At 43.3% G+C, this 17562-nt stretch carries 21 protein-coding genes; 7 read left to right on the top strand and 14 right to left on the bottom strand.

What is annotated here, in order from left to right; translation table 11 throughout:
- The first annotated feature begins 163 nt into the window (after window positions 1-163).
- On the top strand, window positions 164-2077 hold the full coding sequence (locus ACYTXU_RS08010) for a GGDEF domain-containing protein (RefSeq protein ID WP_462206130.1): 1914 nt from the start codon (window positions 164-166) through the stop codon (window positions 2075-2077).
- A gap of 24 nt (window positions 2078-2101) precedes the next feature.
- On the opposite strand, the gene ACYTXU_RS08005 is transcribed toward ACYTXU_RS08010, so the two are convergent.
- The 9 genes from ACYTXU_RS08005 to ACYTXU_RS07965 form a co-directional block, all read right to left on the bottom strand.
- Window positions 2102-2878, bottom strand: coding sequence for a nucleotidyltransferase domain-containing protein (locus ACYTXU_RS08005; RefSeq protein WP_462206128.1), 777 nt, complete (start codon window positions 2876-2878; stop codon window positions 2102-2104).
- Between the two features lie 123 nt (window positions 2879-3001).
- Entirely contained in the window at window positions 3002-3313 is a 312-nt protein-coding gene (locus ACYTXU_RS08000; RefSeq protein WP_462209386.1) for a YcxB family protein, read from the bottom strand.
- A gap of 222 nt (window positions 3314-3535) precedes the next feature.
- Complete coding sequence (locus ACYTXU_RS07995) at window positions 3536-4057, bottom strand: hypothetical protein (RefSeq protein WP_462206127.1); 522 nt, start codon at window positions 4055-4057, stop codon at window positions 3536-3538.
- Between the two features lie 140 nt (window positions 4058-4197).
- Window positions 4198-4698, bottom strand: coding sequence for a hypothetical protein (locus ACYTXU_RS07990; RefSeq protein WP_462206126.1), 501 nt, complete (start codon window positions 4696-4698; stop codon window positions 4198-4200).
- A gap of 193 nt (window positions 4699-4891) precedes the next feature.
- Window positions 4892-5347, bottom strand: coding sequence for a hypothetical protein (locus ACYTXU_RS07985; RefSeq protein WP_462206125.1), 456 nt, complete (start codon window positions 5345-5347; stop codon window positions 4892-4894).
- 98 nt (window positions 5348-5445) lie between these two features.
- Complete coding sequence (locus ACYTXU_RS07980; protein WP_462206124.1) at window positions 5446-5877, bottom strand: hypothetical protein; 432 nt, start codon at window positions 5875-5877, stop codon at window positions 5446-5448.
- A 60-nt stretch (window positions 5878-5937) separates the two neighbouring features.
- A complete protein-coding gene (locus ACYTXU_RS07975; protein ID WP_462206123.1) occupies window positions 5938-6255 on the bottom strand; it encodes a hypothetical protein in 318 nt (105 codons plus the stop codon).
- A 28-nt stretch (window positions 6256-6283) separates the two neighbouring features.
- On the bottom strand, window positions 6284-6853 hold the full coding sequence (locus ACYTXU_RS07970; RefSeq protein WP_462206121.1) for a hypothetical protein: 570 nt from the start codon (window positions 6851-6853) through the stop codon (window positions 6284-6286).
- Between the two features lie 141 nt (window positions 6854-6994).
- Window positions 6995-7285, bottom strand: coding sequence for a hypothetical protein (locus tag ACYTXU_RS07965; RefSeq protein WP_462206120.1), 291 nt, complete (start codon window positions 7283-7285; stop codon window positions 6995-6997).
- A 192-nt stretch (window positions 7286-7477) separates the two neighbouring features.
- Here ACYTXU_RS07965 and ACYTXU_RS07960 point away from each other — a divergent pair, with 192 nt between their 5' ends.
- The 3 genes from ACYTXU_RS07960 (at window position 7478) to ACYTXU_RS07950 (ending at window position 9164) form a co-directional block, all read left to right on the top strand.
- Window positions 7478-7651 (top strand): hypothetical protein, encoded by a 174-nt coding sequence (locus ACYTXU_RS07960; protein ID WP_462206119.1) that lies wholly within the window; start codon window positions 7478-7480, stop codon window positions 7649-7651.
- A 109-nt stretch (window positions 7652-7760) separates the two neighbouring features.
- Window positions 7761-8390, top strand: coding sequence for a transcriptional regulator (locus ACYTXU_RS07955; RefSeq protein ID WP_462206118.1), 630 nt, complete (start codon window positions 7761-7763; stop codon window positions 8388-8390).
- A 33-nt stretch (window positions 8391-8423) separates the two neighbouring features.
- Window positions 8424-9164 (top strand): DUF3307 domain-containing protein, encoded by a 741-nt coding sequence (locus ACYTXU_RS07950; RefSeq protein ID WP_462206117.1) that lies wholly within the window; start codon window positions 8424-8426, stop codon window positions 9162-9164.
- A gap of 55 nt (window positions 9165-9219) precedes the next feature.
- Here the strand turns inward: ACYTXU_RS07950 and ACYTXU_RS07945 are convergent, their stop codons facing one another.
- The 3 genes from ACYTXU_RS07945 to ACYTXU_RS07935 form a co-directional block, all read right to left on the bottom strand.
- Window positions 9220-9756: a hypothetical protein gene (locus tag ACYTXU_RS07945; RefSeq protein WP_462206116.1), complete on the bottom strand. Its 537-nt coding sequence runs from the start codon at window positions 9754-9756 to the stop codon at window positions 9220-9222.
- Window positions 9757-9769: 13 nt separating this feature from the next.
- Window positions 9770-10975 (bottom strand): S1 family peptidase, encoded by a 1206-nt coding sequence (locus ACYTXU_RS07940; RefSeq protein ID WP_462206115.1) that lies wholly within the window; start codon window positions 10973-10975, stop codon window positions 9770-9772.
- 100 nt (window positions 10976-11075) lie between these two features.
- The gene (locus tag ACYTXU_RS07935; protein ID WP_462206114.1) at window positions 11076-11927 is read right to left on the bottom strand and encodes a DUF6279 family lipoprotein; all 852 of its coding nucleotides are present in this window, start codon (window positions 11925-11927) and stop codon (window positions 11076-11078) included.
- A 188-nt stretch (window positions 11928-12115) separates the two neighbouring features.
- Between ACYTXU_RS07935 and ACYTXU_RS07930 the strand changes: the two genes are divergently transcribed.
- On the top strand, window positions 12116-14248 hold the full coding sequence (locus tag ACYTXU_RS07930) for a pilin (protein ID WP_462206113.1): 2133 nt from the start codon (window positions 12116-12118) through the stop codon (window positions 14246-14248).
- A gap of 169 nt (window positions 14249-14417) precedes the next feature.
- On the opposite strand, the gene ACYTXU_RS07925 is transcribed toward ACYTXU_RS07930, so the two are convergent.
- Both ACYTXU_RS07925 and ACYTXU_RS07920 read right to left on the bottom strand, forming a co-directional pair.
- Window positions 14418-15038 carry an FKBP-type peptidyl-prolyl cis-trans isomerase gene (locus ACYTXU_RS07925; RefSeq protein WP_462206112.1) on the bottom strand — a complete coding sequence of 207 codons (621 nt, stop codon included), beginning with the start codon at window positions 15036-15038 and terminating at the stop codon, window positions 14418-14420.
- Window positions 15039-15043: 5 nt separating this feature from the next.
- The gene (locus tag ACYTXU_RS07920; protein ID WP_462206110.1) at window positions 15044-15187 is read right to left on the bottom strand and encodes a hypothetical protein; all 144 of its coding nucleotides are present in this window, start codon (window positions 15185-15187) and stop codon (window positions 15044-15046) included.
- Window positions 15188-15223: 36 nt separating this feature from the next.
- On the opposite strand from ACYTXU_RS07920, the gene ACYTXU_RS07915 reads away from it, so the two are divergent.
- Complete coding sequence (locus ACYTXU_RS07915; RefSeq protein ID WP_462206109.1) at window positions 15224-16129, top strand: recombination-associated protein RdgC; 906 nt, start codon at window positions 15224-15226, stop codon at window positions 16127-16129.
- A gap of 3 nt (window positions 16130-16132) precedes the next feature.
- Window positions 16133-17557, top strand: coding sequence for a TonB-dependent receptor (locus tag ACYTXU_RS07910; protein ID WP_462206108.1), 1425 nt, complete (start codon window positions 16133-16135; stop codon window positions 17555-17557).
- The last annotated feature ends 5 nt before the right edge of the window (window positions 17558-17562 follow it).

The raw sequence follows: 17562 nt of genomic DNA, 5'->3' as shown, positions 1-17562 counted from the left end.
TTGGTTGATTTTCGAACAATCACATGAGTAGCTTTGTAAAACATTTTTTAAATGAAGGGAGCGCTAGACTAAAGTACTAAAGGTAATTGCCATTACCCTGGCAAGCCCAAAAACTAACTGCATTATTCTTTAGCTCATGCTAATTTAGTGTCTAGCACCAATAATGTCGGACTGTATGGATAGACGGAATCAAGACAGGCGTTTAAGAGCACGCGAGAAGCTGACGACAGCGCTTCTGGTGCATATTAGTTTATGGGCACTGTCGATAGTGATTCTGGCATCAATCGTAACTTTTCTGACTACCTACCAATCCACTCGTGAACAATACATTCAGCTATTAAAGCAGGGCATTGCGCCCAAGCTTGAAAAGAAGCGCTGGAAGTTTGATCAGGTTCAATCTCAGGCGGATATTCTGGCAGAGCAGTTTTTGCAGCGCTATCAACTTTTAAAGAACAATCCTCAGTCAAGCATCAAAGCATTTGATAACTGGTATGAGGAAACCTCGCCTGGAGTCATGCGCCTTAAAGCTGACTTTAATCGGGGTGAAAATGTCGGCTTTGCTTTGTTTGAAGATGTTTCGACCTTCGCCGGGCCTCGCAAGTACCCGATTGATGATGAGTTAAAGGTGCGGGTCATTGCTGCTCAATATACTTTGAATGAACTGGGGCCTGCCTGGCAGGAACGGGTAGCCAATAGTCACTTCTCTTTTCCAGAAAATATTATCGTTATGTTTTCACGAAAAGAACCATGGGGGCTGCTAGCCGACAAAGATTTAGTGATAACTGACTTTTCGGTGGTTCAATCAACTCTGCAAGAGTTTAATACTGAGCGCGAGTCGCTCTGGACGGGGTTGTATTACGATATTTCCGCAGACTTCTGGGTAATTACCTATCAAAAGCCGGTGGACTTCAAGGGGCGGCATCTGGTCAATGCCAGCTTTGATGTCAGTTTGTCCAAGTTACTGGAAGAGCTGATCGAAAAGAAACAACCCAATGCAGAACACCTGGTGCTTAATAATAAAGGCGGCCTGATCGCCGCTTCCAACATGTCGATGACTGCGCTGAATACACGCCAAATCCTGACTCCTGAGAATTATCAGGAACCACTTTACGAAGAGATTTATCAGCTTCTGCAAGATAATCCTGACCTGAAAGATGGCATGGTTCTGGACGAGGGCATAGAAGAGCAACTGGTTATCGTGAACAACATCAAAAGCCTCGACTGGTGGTATTTCACCGTCTATCCACGTTCCGAAATTCAAATGCAGGCGCTTATTTTTCCTTTGAAATTAACCCTGGCCGGTATTGCTTTAGTAGGTTTGATTTTGCTGATGGTTTACTGGCACATCAAAACCGAGGTTTCAAAACCTCTGCAAATGGTCGCTAAAGTCGCTACTTTGATGGGAGCAAGTAATTATCAGGATGTGATAGCCGGCGATGCAGTAAATGCGAAAACCCATGGCGAAGTTAAACGCGTAATCGAAGCCTTTAAAACAATGGCTCAGCGATTCATAAAGGCGCAACATGAACTGGAAGCCAAAGTTGAACAGCGAACCGCCGAGCTGGCTCAAGCTAATCGACGACTGGAAGAATTAGCCCATTCAGACGGACTGACAGGCTTGCTCAATCGCCGCTCCTTCGACCAGGATCTCGATAAAATCATCAAGACTCCAGAAGACCGCTTCGTACTGGCGATAGCCGACATCGACGACTTCAAACTCTACAACGACAACTACGGCCACGAAGCAGGGGACAACGCCCTAAAAGCAGTCGCCGCCTATTTGATCAACCAATCAAACGGCAAATGCTATCGCTATGGCGGGGAAGAACTGACCATCCTGTTAAAGCTAGGAGACCTCGAAACCATTAAAGCAGAACTAGAATCAATCGTCTGCGGCATAAACGATCTGCAGATTAAACATGACTACGGCAACAAAGGCGGCGATTACCTCTCCATCAGCATCGGCGCCGCCGTCATAGCCGCCAACGACTCACCGCAACAAGCCATCAAACGCGCTGACCTGCAGCTGTATAAAGCCAAAGCCGAAGGCGGCAATCTGGTTTGTTTTGAGGAGTGAGGGTTGGGAATATTTAAATTGTCTTTAGCTTAAGCTCTCATGAAATAAAATATTAAGATCAGTCATTGCTTCTACCTTCTTACCTGGTCGCTCTGAAAAGTCCTCCAAACGTTGTAGTTCCCTTTCAATGAAACTATTTAACTCGCTTATGGGTGGCGCCAGCTCTTTTTCTAAACTTCTTTTCTTTCTTTCGAGAAGTGCTGATACTTGGTCATTTAACTCAGCATCATCCTTAATGAGTGTTCTTAGTCTTTCGAATTCGATTGGAGCTGGTTCTTGATACTTTTCTAACCACATGATTGAGAGTAGAGGCCTTAATACATAAAAATACTTCTTGATAGGTACAAGATCATCACGCAGATAACCCCTGTAGTTCGTTTTTGCCATGCTTCGGTAATGGTATATTCCTTTTTGCACCGAATAAACTTTTTGGAGCAACTTCCGAGCACTGATTGCGAAATCACCACGTTCTATATAAACGATGGGCGACCGTAGCCACTCTACAAAAGCTGGATTAGACTTTGAAAACAATCTTAAAGCCTTTCTGATGTCCCATCCGTTGATATCTATTTCATCGACAATCGGGTATTCAATGACATCTCTTTTTTCTTCCAAGTCGACAGCAACATACCAATCCTTAGGGTGGGCATAAATAAAGCGAACGTCATAGTCGCTATTTGGTGATTCAAAACCCCAAGCCCGACTACCAGATTCAACTGCGTAAAGCACTCTTACTCCATGCTCTTTTTCAGCTTTTTCTATTCGGTTGAGAATTTCATTTCTGATATGTTTTTCAATCATAATTTATATTTAATTTGTAGCCTCGATTAGAGAAAGCGCACCAAGGGCACTCCCGCTGATCGTAATCAAGGACGTTGAATAAACCTCGAAGTCGCTATCATACCTTCGAGGCTACGCTGGCTTTTATTGTTTAGTCGTTCGATATTTGCTATCTACCAGTTTTGCAAACTCATCAAATTCTTCTTTCGAATTAAAGAAATGGGAGGGAATGAGATGAAAGTTAATCCTATTTGGGTAGATAAGAATAAGGCTGTTATTTTTCTTTATCTTTCGTATGTCAGACCATGGGAAAAGGCCCTTACCATTTGCACTACTAAACTCTAATCCCTCATCACTGAATGAAATAGAAGTTGGTTCTTGTATTGCAGAGTATTCGTGATATACCTTTTTGACACGCCACGGAATGAGCACGAAAAAATGTACTGTGAGATACATGAGACAAGCAAATAATAGCCACGAAAATGAAATGATCAGCAATAAAACCGCTGACAAGCAAAGAATTATTCCCAGCACTAAGAATGCTGGATGGGGTCTTATATGTAAATACTGTGATCTTAGAAAATCAGATTCTGATACTACTCCCTCAATTTTCAATTGGAACTCCTTTCATAAACGTAGAGTAAATAGGAACATAATAAAAGTTGATCTCATGAATTTTTATCGAAAACTTGTTAGTTCGGTGATTTTGAGTTCATGCCCATAGCATGAGTTAATTGTGACCTCTTCAACTCTATCCCCTTCGTAGTGGAATGTGATGTTTGGTTCTTCTTCGTCATACCAAGTGCGTACGAGTGTGACGCTCTCGTCGCAGTATCTGATATTTCCCTGATAGTGATTCAGGAAAATTCCAATAGAACCACGGGATCTAAACACCATTAGAGCGGTGCTCGGTAAGCCACTGTTTGATACTGCTACGAAGAGAGAGTTATCCTTAGAAGCTACTATGTGATCGAAAGACGCACCAGGATAAAGGGCTACCAGCTCACCATCCTTAAATACCTTGACGAAGAATTTAGGAAAGCGTTGATCCTCACGAGAGTCTATTCCTCTGATTACACGTACTGCACCAAAGTTAAACTCTGTTTCGTCGAGTTTAGGCTCAAATCTCCATGAGTCTGCGAATACCGGTGCGGTAGCTATAAACCCTAAAAGAACGATTGTTAAAAGTATTTTGCGCATAAATTATTTTCCTAGTGTGACAAAACCTCGAAGTCGCTATTGCTCCTTCGAGGGTATCCAAAATAGTTATTCTCTGCCTGGTAATGGAGGCGCGCAGCCGTAATGGAAAAGCCGTCGCTGTGACTGCGTTTGTGAAGTGGTCACGTGTCGCGGCCGACATAGATTTTATCTCCATGCAGCTCGCAGAACCAAAATGGCTCCTGATTATGAGGCCCGAAGAATTGTACCAGAATAAAATTGAGCTCCTGAAATACTATTTCCTTGGCCGCTAAGCCATCAATCTCGTGATGCAGCTTTTCCGGGTACTTGGCTGTAGCCTCTTCCTTAGCTGCCGTAACAATCTCTTCAATCAAACCAGGACGAGATAGTGATTTAGCTATAAAGTTAGAGAAGTCCACTGGCGGCTCAGAAAACCCATTATACGCCACACTCAATCGAACTCCTTTATAGGATCCGATCCAATATTGTTCTTGATCGTCCCACAAAAGCTGTCCAGCACCGCATATTTCAATCTCCGACTGTGCGGGTTCTTTCTTCCTAAATATTCTCTTCAGAAATTCCATAAACCGGCCATTCTTACTTAAGATTATATTACCGGACATCACCGATAACCTTTTGATTTTTGATTGTTTATTTGTCATGCCCGTTTTCCTAGCAAATATCCTATAAAACCGGACATTCCGTTCTGGTACCTATTTCTCTTATCAGGGAAGTTTGCCCTGAGGAGAATGGGTAAGACCTTATAATAGTTAGGTTTATGGGTATTGCAATGAGTTTGTGGGTCGAATTGACCACAATTACTATGACCACATTAAATAAGAATCTTAATAATTATTATGGATTGATAGCTGCGTAACCACAATCTTCTCTCTTAATCTGAAATGCACCAATTAACTTTTGGTCACTGCCGGAATAAGAATAGGAATAGGTCGCGCCATATTGAAGCGAGGGTTTCATTTTTTTGCTATTACAAACATCGCTAGTTACTCTTTCGCGCAGATCAGAATATATCCACTCTCTCTCTATTTCGTCGGATGAATAGTTCGGAAAAGTATAGTGATAGGTCAATACTGCACCTGGACCTACTGTTGCTTTATCCATACGGGTTTCGCTATCAACCATGGTAGGAGTGTTTTGATTGATTTCTTTAGCCGCCTGTTTAAATGCTTGGATTAACTTATTCACAACGTCTTGCTTTGAAGGAGACTCAGGGTTAAATACGTGCTCCCCAAGCTTTTTACCAATGATTAATATCAAAACGATCACTATTAAAGAAAATATCTTATTCATCAAATATCCCAAATGTAGAGGTTAATAAATATGTATTAATGAAATGGCAGAGAGCATACTTGAAGCACTTTGCTTGCTCTGAGCCTATTGATTTTGTTTTACCCAAATCCCAACCCTGACAAAACTGCAGCTATCAGTAGTACCACAAGTAATGCCATTGCATACATTGCGATGAATTGAAAGGCGATGGCGCTGACTCCAAGAGCTGCTGCACCTGCTGCGACCCGATTAGGTTCTTTTTTAGCGAAGGCTAGAATTGCCAGAATAAATGCCAGGCCGCCTAAGACCGCTGTAGAAACTTCGGTGATTTTGTCTGCATCCCAGTTGGATTGGTAAGTCTCCTGATATTCTTCACCCTTTATGGCCTTGAGGGTCGCATTCTTAATTGAAGCCGCTTTTTCTGCAACTGTCGTTTCTAAAGTTGGTTGCGGTGAGAAAGGGCCTGCCCAGAAATGTACTAAAGCCAGTAATAAGGCGATACCGCCGAGTGTGATACCTATAAAACCGAATTTAGTTGTTGGTTTAGACATTGTTTATTTTCCTTTTAACTAGAGTGCCAATCAAATCCCGAACGTTAGCGAGTGTGAATGCTATGTGTTTTTACCACTGGCTTTGCGAAATACATTGTAGGTATGCTCAAATACAGGTGCGAACATTTCCTTATCCTCCGAGCCGACTCCTTCAAGTTCCATAACTCGTCGCGCGAAAGAGTCAGGATCAGTCGGTGGGTTGTTTAAAATTGTGGCGCGTGCTTTTGGTGATAGACAATAGCCTAGCTCAATACATAATGTTGAAAGAAGTCCGTCTAGCATTTTCTCGGACAACTTTAGGGGATTATCTTTGCATTCGCCTACAAATGTATTCTGCTCTGAAGCATATTGGGATTTATTTCGTTGAGATCGGTTCATTGTTTTCTGGGTATATTTAACACGTTTGTTAGGAGTAATTTTGCTTCAAGTAGCCATATAGCCATTCTTTTTCGATCTCGGAAGCTCCAATCGCAAACTCTATACGTTCAGAGCCTTTATCAATAGTAAGCCTATTACCACTATCGGTTTCTCTCAAAACCAGTGTTTTCAAGTCACTAGGAGTAAATTCTATGCGTTTTCTTCTAGGGAATAAGGATTTCCAATATTCCTTTTGACTGTTAAAGCCAGGATTGATTTTTAAAGGTGGGACTCCAGTATCCAACGACAAAGATGGGCGATTCAGCAAGATTTTTTCAGGAATACTTTTTCTAAATACACGATAAATCATGTACCCCGCGAAAACACCGCCTATAGTCCAGCCTCCAAACCAAAAAATTAGAAAAGCGCCAGCTTCACCTGCGGCAATTTGCGTGAGTGCGCTTGTGAAGCCCATAAACCACCCTCCCATCCAGAATAGGAAAAATAGCCCTAAGAAATATCTCATGGCACTACCACTGCCATGTGGGACAACAATAAGCTGATGGCCTTCTAGGTTATCTATTCTTATTTGGCTCCCTTCTGGAGGCATACTACTCATTTTCACTCCTAAAATTATATTGCCGGACATTTTTGTCTTGGTATGTATTTCTCTTATCAGGCAGTTTTGCCCTGAGGAGAATAGATAAGACCTTATAATAGTTAGGTTTATGGGTATTGCAATGAGTTTGTGGTTGCCTTGTTAGGTAAATAATGGCAAACATAAAATAACTACCAGCACACACAGACCAAAAAGCAAAGTAATGGCACCAAGCCATGAAAGAGAAGTAGCCAGTTTCCGTTTGTGGCGCTTGTGTAAATATTTACCTGCAAACATCCAGACACCGGCACCAATGTAAATTGTGCTAAGCAATCTCGCCTCCATCCCATAGAACGTAATGAAGGTACCTTGTGGCGGATTGCCTCTCCCAATTAAAGTGCAGTTTGCTTCAATTAATGCATACATACCGTAGCCAAAAAGTATTGATGCCACAATGATACCTAATAGGACCATTTCTATTTTTTCGTAACGTGGCATTGTATTTGGGGGTAGACTCATAGTTAGCTTTGTATTTTTAGAATTACATTACCGTGCATTGTCGGTAGTTATTATTTGTTAAAAGATATGAACTTATAATAGTTGGGTTTATGGGTATTGCAATGAGTTTGTGGGGTTGGTTGCCGGTTGAGTGAAGCTGAAGAGCAGATCCTGAATCTAGTTCTGGATGACATTACTTATGGTGGTTTGTTTGGTGTCAGTTTAGGGGCCGTCCTTGGGATTTCCGTTGGTGGCGGTTTAGAGGTAGGGTTTGAGGGACGTGGTAGGTTGGTGATGAGCGGAGCGAATCCCAACATTTAAGATGCAGTTTAAAGACCCGTTGGGATTCACTTCGTTCATCGCCAACCTGCAATATATTAAATATGGCGTATAATTGACAATATACATTTAAAGGCGTATAAATTGCTTTATGAGTACTAATAATCATTCTACCGTCGCGGTGATTACCGGTGACATTATCAATTCCCGGGCTAAGAAGGACTCGAGGGATTGGCTTGAGCCTTTGAAAAAGGCGTTGGCGACTTTGGGTGAGTCTCCTCGTCAGTGGCATGTCTATCGTGGTGATAGTTTCCAGCTTCGTTTGGATAAGCCTGAGTTTGCGTTGGATATCGCTGTCTGGTTGAAGGCGGTGGTGCGTTCGACCAAGGGGCTGGATGTGCGGATGGCGGTGGGGGTCGGTGATATGTCGTATAAGGCGGATTCGATTCTTGAGTCGAATGGTTCGGCTTTTGTTCATTCCGGGGATTTGTTTGATGATCTGAAGAAGCGGACTTTGGCGATTAAGACGCCTTGGGATGAGGTGGATGAGCTTTTGAATCTCAACCTGAAGCTGGCTCTGTTGACGATGGACGGCTGGTCCGCGTCGAGCGCTGAGGTGGTGCGTGCCAGCATGCAGATGCCGAACGCGACCCAGACTGAAATTGCTGAAATGTTAGGTATTACTCAAAGTCGGGTGAGTGAGCGACAGAATCGGTCGGGGTTCGATGCTATTATGGAGATGTTGGCTTACAGTCAGAAGCTGATTAAGCGACATCTATGATTTCATCGTATTCTAAGGATTAGTGGGAAGCCTATGACATTACTCTTCTTAAAATTATTACTCGCGCACCTGGTCGCTGATTTTGTCATTCAACCGTTAAAGTGGATTCAGGATAAGGAGCAAAAGGCTTTTGCTTCGACTGGTTTAATTTTTCATGCGGGTGTTCATGCCATTTTTTACGCGATTGCTTTTTCCTTCAATCCTGAGTACTGGTTAGGCTTGGTTATTTTGGTGGTGACGCATTATCTGATTGATGGTTTTAAGTGCATGGCGGGGCGTTACGCGGATAACTATAGTCGTCCTGAGTCGATGGTAAATCGCCGAACCTTCTTTGTGATTGACCAACTACTGCATCTGGCGGTGATTGCTTTCGTGGTTTCCTTGTATACGACTAGTATTAGCGAGTGGGTGATTCCGCAGGAAAAGATTCTGGCATTGTTGATTGCGGTGCTTCTTTTAACCCGTGTTTCATCGATTATTATCAAGGTTCTGATTTCCCGCTGGGCGCCGTTGAATGTGTATGATGGTGATCATTCATTGGCTAATGCCGGTAGCTTTATCGGTATGCTGGAACGCCTGTTTATATTCGTGTTTATTCTTACTGATAATTGGCATGGTATCGGCTTCCTGCTTGCGGCTAAATCTGTGTTCCGATTTGGTGACTTGAAGGAAGCGCATGATCGCAAGCTGACGGAGTATATTTTGATTGGTACTTTGATCAGCTTTGGCTTGGCGATTGCGGTTAGTTTGGGGTATATCTTTTGGATTCAATAAAAAATGCCCGCATTGGCGGGCATTGACTTATAATCTTAATATCCTAGAGTAGATTTTATTGATTGAAATATAAATCATACTCATAAAGCAAAATAGAAAAATCACTGTGCTGTTTCAGCTCTTCTTCAAACTTTGGTAGAGTTGATAATAACCATGCTTCAACATCTTCATCAATTTCTAGGTTCCCTGCATTGTACAAGCTTACTGCATCCGTAAAGTTTTCCGTGTAACTAAAACGCGCTAAGACTTGTCTATTGACCATAACATTGTAGGTAATGGTTAAATCCTGGTTGGTTACCATTGGAATTAATCCCAGTGAGCCGCCCGCTAACATTGCGGAAAATAATCCTGTTGCCTGACCACCATTGGTCATAGTGTTGTGTAGCGTTGTTATTAATAAAAGAGGGCTGCCATTGTGGTCATATTCGACGTTACTAAAGTTCTCTATTTCCTTTAACTTTGTATGAAAGCTTGGGCTATCAACATTGCTAGCATAATTAATAGGTATGGAAAGTTTCGTTTCTTTGTTATCTTGTTCTGATGCATGAGCAAGAGTACTCAATGATAATAGTAAAATAAGTAAAGACTTCATTGGTATATCCTTATTATTCGTAGCAGTTCAGTTTTACAGTGTTAGCCAGAAGCATTTCGGTAATGTCAACTTCTTCATCATTGTTGCTGAAGGAGTAAGATATGCCCTTAACATCTAGAAATTTATTCAGGTAATCATTTTTTAGTGCAAAATGATTATTTGCTGAAATAATCTCTTCCTCAGAGAGGTATTTCGTATTGTATTCACCAGTCAACATACCAACGATTTGACCATTACTGTTTAATATAGGAGCACCTTTTGACTCAGGTTTGGTGGCTGTGGCGAATTGATACACTCCTAGTGAGCCTGAAATACCTTCTGTAGAAATAATATGACCAAAGCTGAGAAGTGGGGCAGATGAGTTTTTATCAGTGTTGTTTTGATAGCTTATTGTGCTCACAGAAGTACCGACTTTTAATGGGGCTTTAGAAAACTGTAAGTAATTTTTACTAGATTCTGGACTTTTCAAAATAACCAAATCCAGTAGCCAGCTATTGTCAACCATATCAACGTCGGAAGTTATGCCACTGTTCTCGGCTTTGATTACAAGGCATTGGTTGATTTCGCTTAAACTGGTAATTAAGTGACCTTTATCATTTATTATATAAGCAACTGATGTAGAAATTGGTTTTTCCAGATTGGCTAGCATCTTATTCGGTATGTCGCTAATTTTCGCTGTGCTCGCGTAACTCTTTTGCGCTTTTAGTAGTTTATTGGAAATATCCACGAACATCTTCTGGCTAACTCGTACAGAGGTATTGTAGAAAGTATTTTCTGGAGCTTGATAGTTAACGGAGCGAGAGTATGACTGTGTTCCAGTTAAAATAACCTCAAACTGTGCGTTGAGCACCTGATAATCATAGGTAAGACCAACATTCCCTGTTTTGACGTCCCATTTAGGCTGGATATCTAAAAATAAGCCAAACTCTTTATTCGGGTTTTGATCTTTAAAAGTCACGTCAGTAAAGAAAACTTGACTGACATCAAGAGTCCCTTTTTGTAAGGCTTTACCGTACTCAATCGAACGAGCGCTATACTTGTCATAGTAATAACTGCTAGTGAATGTGGAAGGTATATAGATGCCTAATGGCGTAGGGTTTGGTAATTGAACGGTTGAATTAACCTTAAGTTCTTTTGGTAAAGTTTTAGGGTTAAATTGATTGTTCACGCAGCCCGAAGCAAGAATTATTCCCAAAAAGAGAATAATGAATTTATTCAATGTCATTGTAATATTCCCAATGTAATTATTGTGTTTATTCGCTTTCGCGATTATTTTTCCGAGGGGATATTACCACAAACTGATTGTTTTGTAATCAGCATTAATCATCAATCAGGTCTTCGAAATCTTCGCGGTAGTCTTTAATTTCGCCGATGACGTGGCGTTTCTGTTTGGCGCTTAGTGTGCGGTAGATTTTGAGCTGGTATTCTTTGTAAATATTACCGTTGTACTCGCGAATTTGATTCATTTCTTCGCCGCCGACTTGGTACGGATCGGTAATAAGGCTTTTAATTGCGGCTTGGCCGGATTCGCTTTTACGTTCGGCTAGTGCGGTGCGGAAAGCGTCGCGCCATTTGGCTCGATATTGGTAGGTGACTTCGCCGGAGGATTTAAGCAGGCTGGCCATTTCTTTGATCAGTGCTTCTTGTTCGTCGTTAAGACTGCCAATCCATTCGTCAAAGCTGTCTTCGAGTTGTTCCAGTCTTTCTTCCTGTCTTTCTTCATTAGTGAGCTCTTTGAATTCTTCGAATTGTTCTTTGGCTTCTTTATCGAGGTTATCCATCAACTGCTTCACCTGTTGATCGGTCAGGCTGGCAGTTTGCGCAACGAGATCGTCGCTTAGTTCATCAAGCAGAGTGTCATAAAAGCCGCGAATGTCTCGGCGGTAGCGATCATAGGTTTGGTGAATAGCGCCAGATTTAATATCGGCTTCCATACGGCTGAGCATGGAGACATATTTGGGAAGCTCGTTGGAGCGATGCCATTCGGTTTTCAGTTCCAGCAGTTGTTCGAGCGTGTCTTCCTGCTGGCTGCTGAGTTCAACATAGTCATCCAAATACCAGGGCACCACCCAGTCCATGCGGTTATACCAAAACTTAATGCCACAAGCCTGTATCAAGAATATGGACAGAAACACTATCAGCAAACGCGAACTTTTATTGTGGATGGTCATGTTTTTCCTTGGTGTAGTTTTATGCACTTTAATTTTATCGTGCGCTAACGCACTTACTATAAGCGATTCGAGTGAAGAAACTGTCAATTAGTTCCATGTTTCACACTATAGGCCTATAGGGTAGAATAAGCAGGTTTTTTTGAATCATAAATTAAAGACTTAATGACCATAACAAAAGAGGGAATGGAATGAAGCGTTTTATTGGGGCGATTGCCGCAGCAAGTTTGGTGCTTTTTGTGGCAGCTTGCTCAGACGACAAAAAAGAAACGGTTAAACCAGCCGACAAACCATTAGTTCAAGCCGCCTGGTTGCAGGCATCACTGCCGGACAGCACGGTTGCATATACGCGTGTGCCAACTGCCTGGTTCCTGTTTACAGGGCAGGACAACGGTTTTAAATTAGCACAAAACAACCAAGCTCATAATCAGCAGGTTAAAGCCATTCAAACTGCGCTTAATCAAAACATCCTGACCCACCTTGAAGCACCTGTTGATGCTGTGGCGAAACTGTTTGTTGAGCACATGACTTCACCGCTTGAAGTAGCTTTCATCCAAGAGTCAGCGGGTAAGCCAATGCCAGTCATGGTGTATGGCACGCGCTTTAACTTTGCCGACAACAAGGCGTTTAACGATACGCTAGTGGCGCTTACCGCAGATTTAGAGTCGCAAGGAATCAAGCACACGGCAAATGATGATGGCACTGGCTCTTTCTCGATGCCGGGCGCGATGGCGCGTTATCAGTATGACGCGAAAAGTCAGCAGTTTGTTATGGCAATGGGTTTCGCCACTTCATTTACGGTCTTGAGCAACGTGATGGAGTCGATTAAAGATAACCCGCAACACGCCATGCAGGATATTCAAAGCCAGATCGACAGTAGTGGCAAAGGTTTGTTTGCATGGGTAAACATCAAGCAGGTGATGCCGATGTTGACCATGAGTTTGCCGCCTCAGCAACTGGCAGAACTTAAGGAGTATGGCCTAGACCAGATGAATGCCATCGGTTTTGGTTATGGCGTCAGTAACGGCAAAACGCGTTTGACCATGCTGGTTGATATGCCAAAGGTGGGGATTCGTGATTTTATTCCTGCGGTTAACAATGATTTCGACGTCAAGACAGTAGGCACGCCGCGCACTATGGTGATGTTATCGATCCCAACTTATGAAGAGCAGGTGCGTTTATTTGACAGCATCAACAAAGCTCAGGGTGGTGATGAAGATAGCCTGGAAGAACTTAACCAATTGGTTATGGAAAACCTTGGCTTTAGTGTTGAGCAATTGGCAAGCGTGTTTGGCCCAGAGTTGGTTTATTTCCGAGACGACGTTGGCGGTTTTACGGCGACTAAAGTGAATGACCCTGAATTGATGCAGCAGATCATTGATAGCCTGGTTAAAAATGCGCAAGGCAACTACCAGGTGACCAAGCATCAGGGCAAAGAAATTCATTCGTTAAGTTTTAAAATGATGGATGAAGAAGAGTCGGAATTTGTGTCTACGGCGACAACTGGAAGCTTTTACGTTCCACTTTCAAAGCTTAACACGCGCCTTTACTGGACTATCGAAAACGGTTATCTGATTTACTCATCGGTGCCACAACCATTGATGGAGCGCGCCAAACGTAAGCCAAATGTTTCTTTAGCTGACTGGATCAAAGATACGCAAGGGCAGGATGTGACTCATTCACTTGTTGCAGCGACGACTTCGGTGCGTGATTTGTCGCGTAATTCCTATCACTATTATTTAGAAGCTTTACTGATGGTGGCGGATCTTACTGAAGCTGACTTCGATATCATGGCGCTGCCAACCGCTGACCAAATGGATTTTGCTGAATACGGTGCTGTCGGTTTCAAGTTGGATTCAAGCGATAAGTATCTAGGCATGGAACTTAGCTTTGAACAAAGCGCCAGCGATATTTTATTTGCCGGTGGTGGTATGCAATCCGCAGCGGTGGTTGGAGTGTTAGCGGCTGTAGCGATTCCTGCGTATCAAGACTACACCAAGCGTGCCAAACTGGCACAGGCTACAGTAACTGCCAACAGTTTAAAAAGTCAGGTTGCTCATGCGCAAGCGATGGGCGAAGAATTTGAAGAGCTGGACTTAGGCAAGCACGGCATTGGTGCAGATTTGTCGTCAGCAGAAGCAGTAGAGTATGTTGACGTGGCAGATGGCGTGGTCACTATTTATCTTAATCCGGTGACTTTCGGCAATGGCTACAGTGACGTCTATGCGAAGTTTGAGCCAATTGTTGAGAAAGATATTATTGTCGGCTGGAATTGCGACTCTAACGTAGACTTCAAATTACGCGCACGAATTTGTGGGCTTTGATAAGGACTAGACTTGTAGCCTCGAAGGAGCAAAGCGACTTCGAGGCTACAGGCTGATGTAGGGACAACTCATGAGTTGTCCTAATAAAAAAAAGCCCGCAAAACCTGATGGTCTTGCGGGCTTTCTGCTTTCTCACTAATCAAGAACAGCAGAGAGTTCTTACAATCGTTTATGAAACGATATCAAGCAGCTCAATCTCGAAAATCAAAGCCTGGAATGGGCCAATCGCACCGCCAGCACCTTGTTCGCCATAAGCCAACTGGTATGGAACGTATAGTTTCCACTTTGAGCCAACAGGCATTTGTTGCAATGCTTCAGTCCAACCTTTAATCACGCCGCCCACTGGGAACTCAGCTGGTTCGCCGCGCTTGTATGAGCTGTCGAACTCCTGACCATTAACCAAAGTACCTGCGTAATGAGTGCGAACGGTGGAGTCAGCGGTTGGCTTTTCGCCAGAACCTTCGGTGATCACTTCGTATTGCAAACCACTTTCTAATACAGTGACTTCATCGCGTTTGGCATTTTCTGCTAAGAAGGCTTCACCTTCTGCGGCATATTTCTTAGCCATCTCAGCTTGTTCTGCTTGTAGACGTTCTTGCATTGCCATAAAGGCGGCATTGATATCGTCCGCAGGGATTTGAGGGTTTTGACCAGCAAAAGCATCTTGGATACCGGCAACAACCGCGTCGATTGATACACCTTCAAAGGCACCTTTCACTTGCTGACCCATTTGTAGACCAATACCGTATGAGGCTTTGGCTTCAGTAGACGAGAAGTCTGGAGTGGACATAATAATTAATTTCCTAAATTACGAATCAATAAGCTATGTGGGGATGGATTGTTGAAATTAAAGGCTTTTTGGGCAATTCCTTGATTTGAATCTCCTGAATCAACAATTTGCCTCTTGCTGCTATAGCGGATAGCAGTGAATTTCGCCATAATACGCCCCCTAATTCTTGCGCAAATGTAGTCCTCATGTGGTTTCGTAATTGTTATATCTATCACCTCACAACGCCGTTTCAACATTCACCCGAAGAGCTCGCTGAACTTCTTGAAAATCAACGCTTTAGTTCGGTTGGCAGGCAGGATACCGAAACCTTAGGCTGGATTTCCCCATTAAATCGTCAGTTTGAACACCTGGTTCATTCGGCCAATGGCTGCATCTTGCTGTGTCTTCGTAAAGAGCAGAAAGTGATTCCTGCCAGTATGGTCAAAGAAACCCTGGAAGAACGCGTGTCGACCATTGAGGCCGAAGAAGGTCGTAAGGTGTTTGGCAAGGAAAAAACGGCGCTGAAAGACGATATTCTGAGTTTGTTAAAGCCCAAAGCCTTAAGCAAGTCGAGCCATACGTATGGTTATATTGATCCCCGTAATAATTTATTGGTCATCAACGCCGGTAGTAATGCGGTTGCGGATAGTTTTATCGAGCTATTGATTGATAGCCTCGGCACGCTGGGTGCCGTTCGATTGATGGGCGAAGAAAGTCCATCAGCGATTATGAATCGTTGGTTGAAAGAAGGCTTACCGCATGGCTGGACCTTAACCGGCCAATACGAATTTAAAGATCCGCAGAATGACCGTGTGGCAAAATTCAAAGACAGTGAAGAGTCAAATCCATTGATTGATGATTTACTGGAAGATGGATATTGGGTCGAAAAGCTCGGCATTCGTTTTAAAGATCAATTCAATGCAGTGATTCAGTCTGATATGCTGATAAAAAGCATCAAGTTCGACGATGAATTGCTTAAAGAAAATGAAGAGATCGATGATATCGAACCCTATGCCCGACTGGACGCCGATTTAGTCTTAATGAGCCAGACGCTGGCAGAATTTATCGCAGAACTGAAAACCGAATTTAAAGTGATTACCGAGAAGGAATAAATTGTGGTTGAACACGATAAAACCCTAACGACCGAACAGAAGGCCCTGGCGGTCAATCTGAATCCTACTCAGTACGGAACCATTGTTGAAATTGGCGCGGGGCAAGAAGTTGCGCGTCAGTTTTTCTCAGCGGGCGCTGCCGCCGGAACCATTGCCAAAACCATGTCGGCTTACGACATGCAGGTGAGCGATGATATTTATGGTAAGGCAGGGCGCTACGTTAGCCGCGAGCGCGTTGAGCAGATGTTGGTGCATGAATATGATCTTTTGCATTCGCGGCTGGATGAAGTGCGATCTAAAGATACTCAGTATTTCAGTTATGCAGCAACGGTTACTGCTCGCAGTTACAGCCAGAAGAACGAATGTCATGGCTGGATTGGCATCCGCATGCAATTGGAGCCTAAAGCTCCGCCCAGCGAAATTGTTATGCACGTTCGAATGCTGGATGAAACCAATAAAGAGCAATCCGAAGCGCTGGGTATTTTCGGTGTTAACGTAGTTTATGGCGCATTTCATTATCACAAAGATCCAAAAGTTTTCATTGAGTCGTTACTGGATAATCTGGTCAATGACTTTGGCCAAAAACGTATCGAAGTGGACTTGATTCATTTTGCCGGTCACAGCTTTGAAAAAGTTGAAAACCGCCTGATGAATTTGCATCTGGTTCGTTCATGGTGCTGCCGTGCGGTGATGTTCGATGCGAAAGGCAGTTCAGAAGTTCCAGGTAGCATGTTGCGTAAAAAAGACGTGCTGGTGATTCGTGGCTCCTTTAAGCCACCAACCAAGGTTCACGTCGACATGACTCAGGCCGCCATGAAGCAATTTCTGGAAGAAGAGGGTGTGCAGGGCGATGAAGTTTTTACCGTTGCCGAAATCACCATGGCAGAACTGGCCAATGATGGCGAAACCGATGATGCAGGTTTTCTGGCGCGAGTCGACTTGCTCAACAAACTTGGCTACAACGTACTGATTTCCGATTACCTGCGTTTCTTCCGCTTGCGCTCCTGGATGCGTCGTTACACGCAAAACCGAATTGGTATCGTGCTCAGTATTCTCGATTTCGATCAGCTGTTTAATGAGTCTTATTATGAAGGACTAGAGGGCGGTATTCTCGAAGCGATGGGTAAATTGTTTTCCGGCAACACGAATGTTTATGTATACCCGACTCGAATTGGTGGCCAGCTAGTCACTCTCGACAATGTCGAAGTGGCAGAAAATACAAAGTACTTATTAAAGCACCTGACTGAAAACAAACACCTCGTCGCCACCAAAACCTGGAATGACGAAAATCTGCACATCTCCGCCCGCAACATCGCCAAAGAAATACCGCTGGGACAAGGCGACTGGGAAAAGCAGTTACCCGACCCCATACGCGATGAGATCAAAGCGCGTTGTATGTTTGGGTATTGTGAGCTGCCGGAGGAGTAGGTAAT

Source organism: Kangiella sp. M94 (genome assembly GCF_054926195.1).
This window is presented reverse-complemented; position numbering and strand designations above follow the sequence as displayed.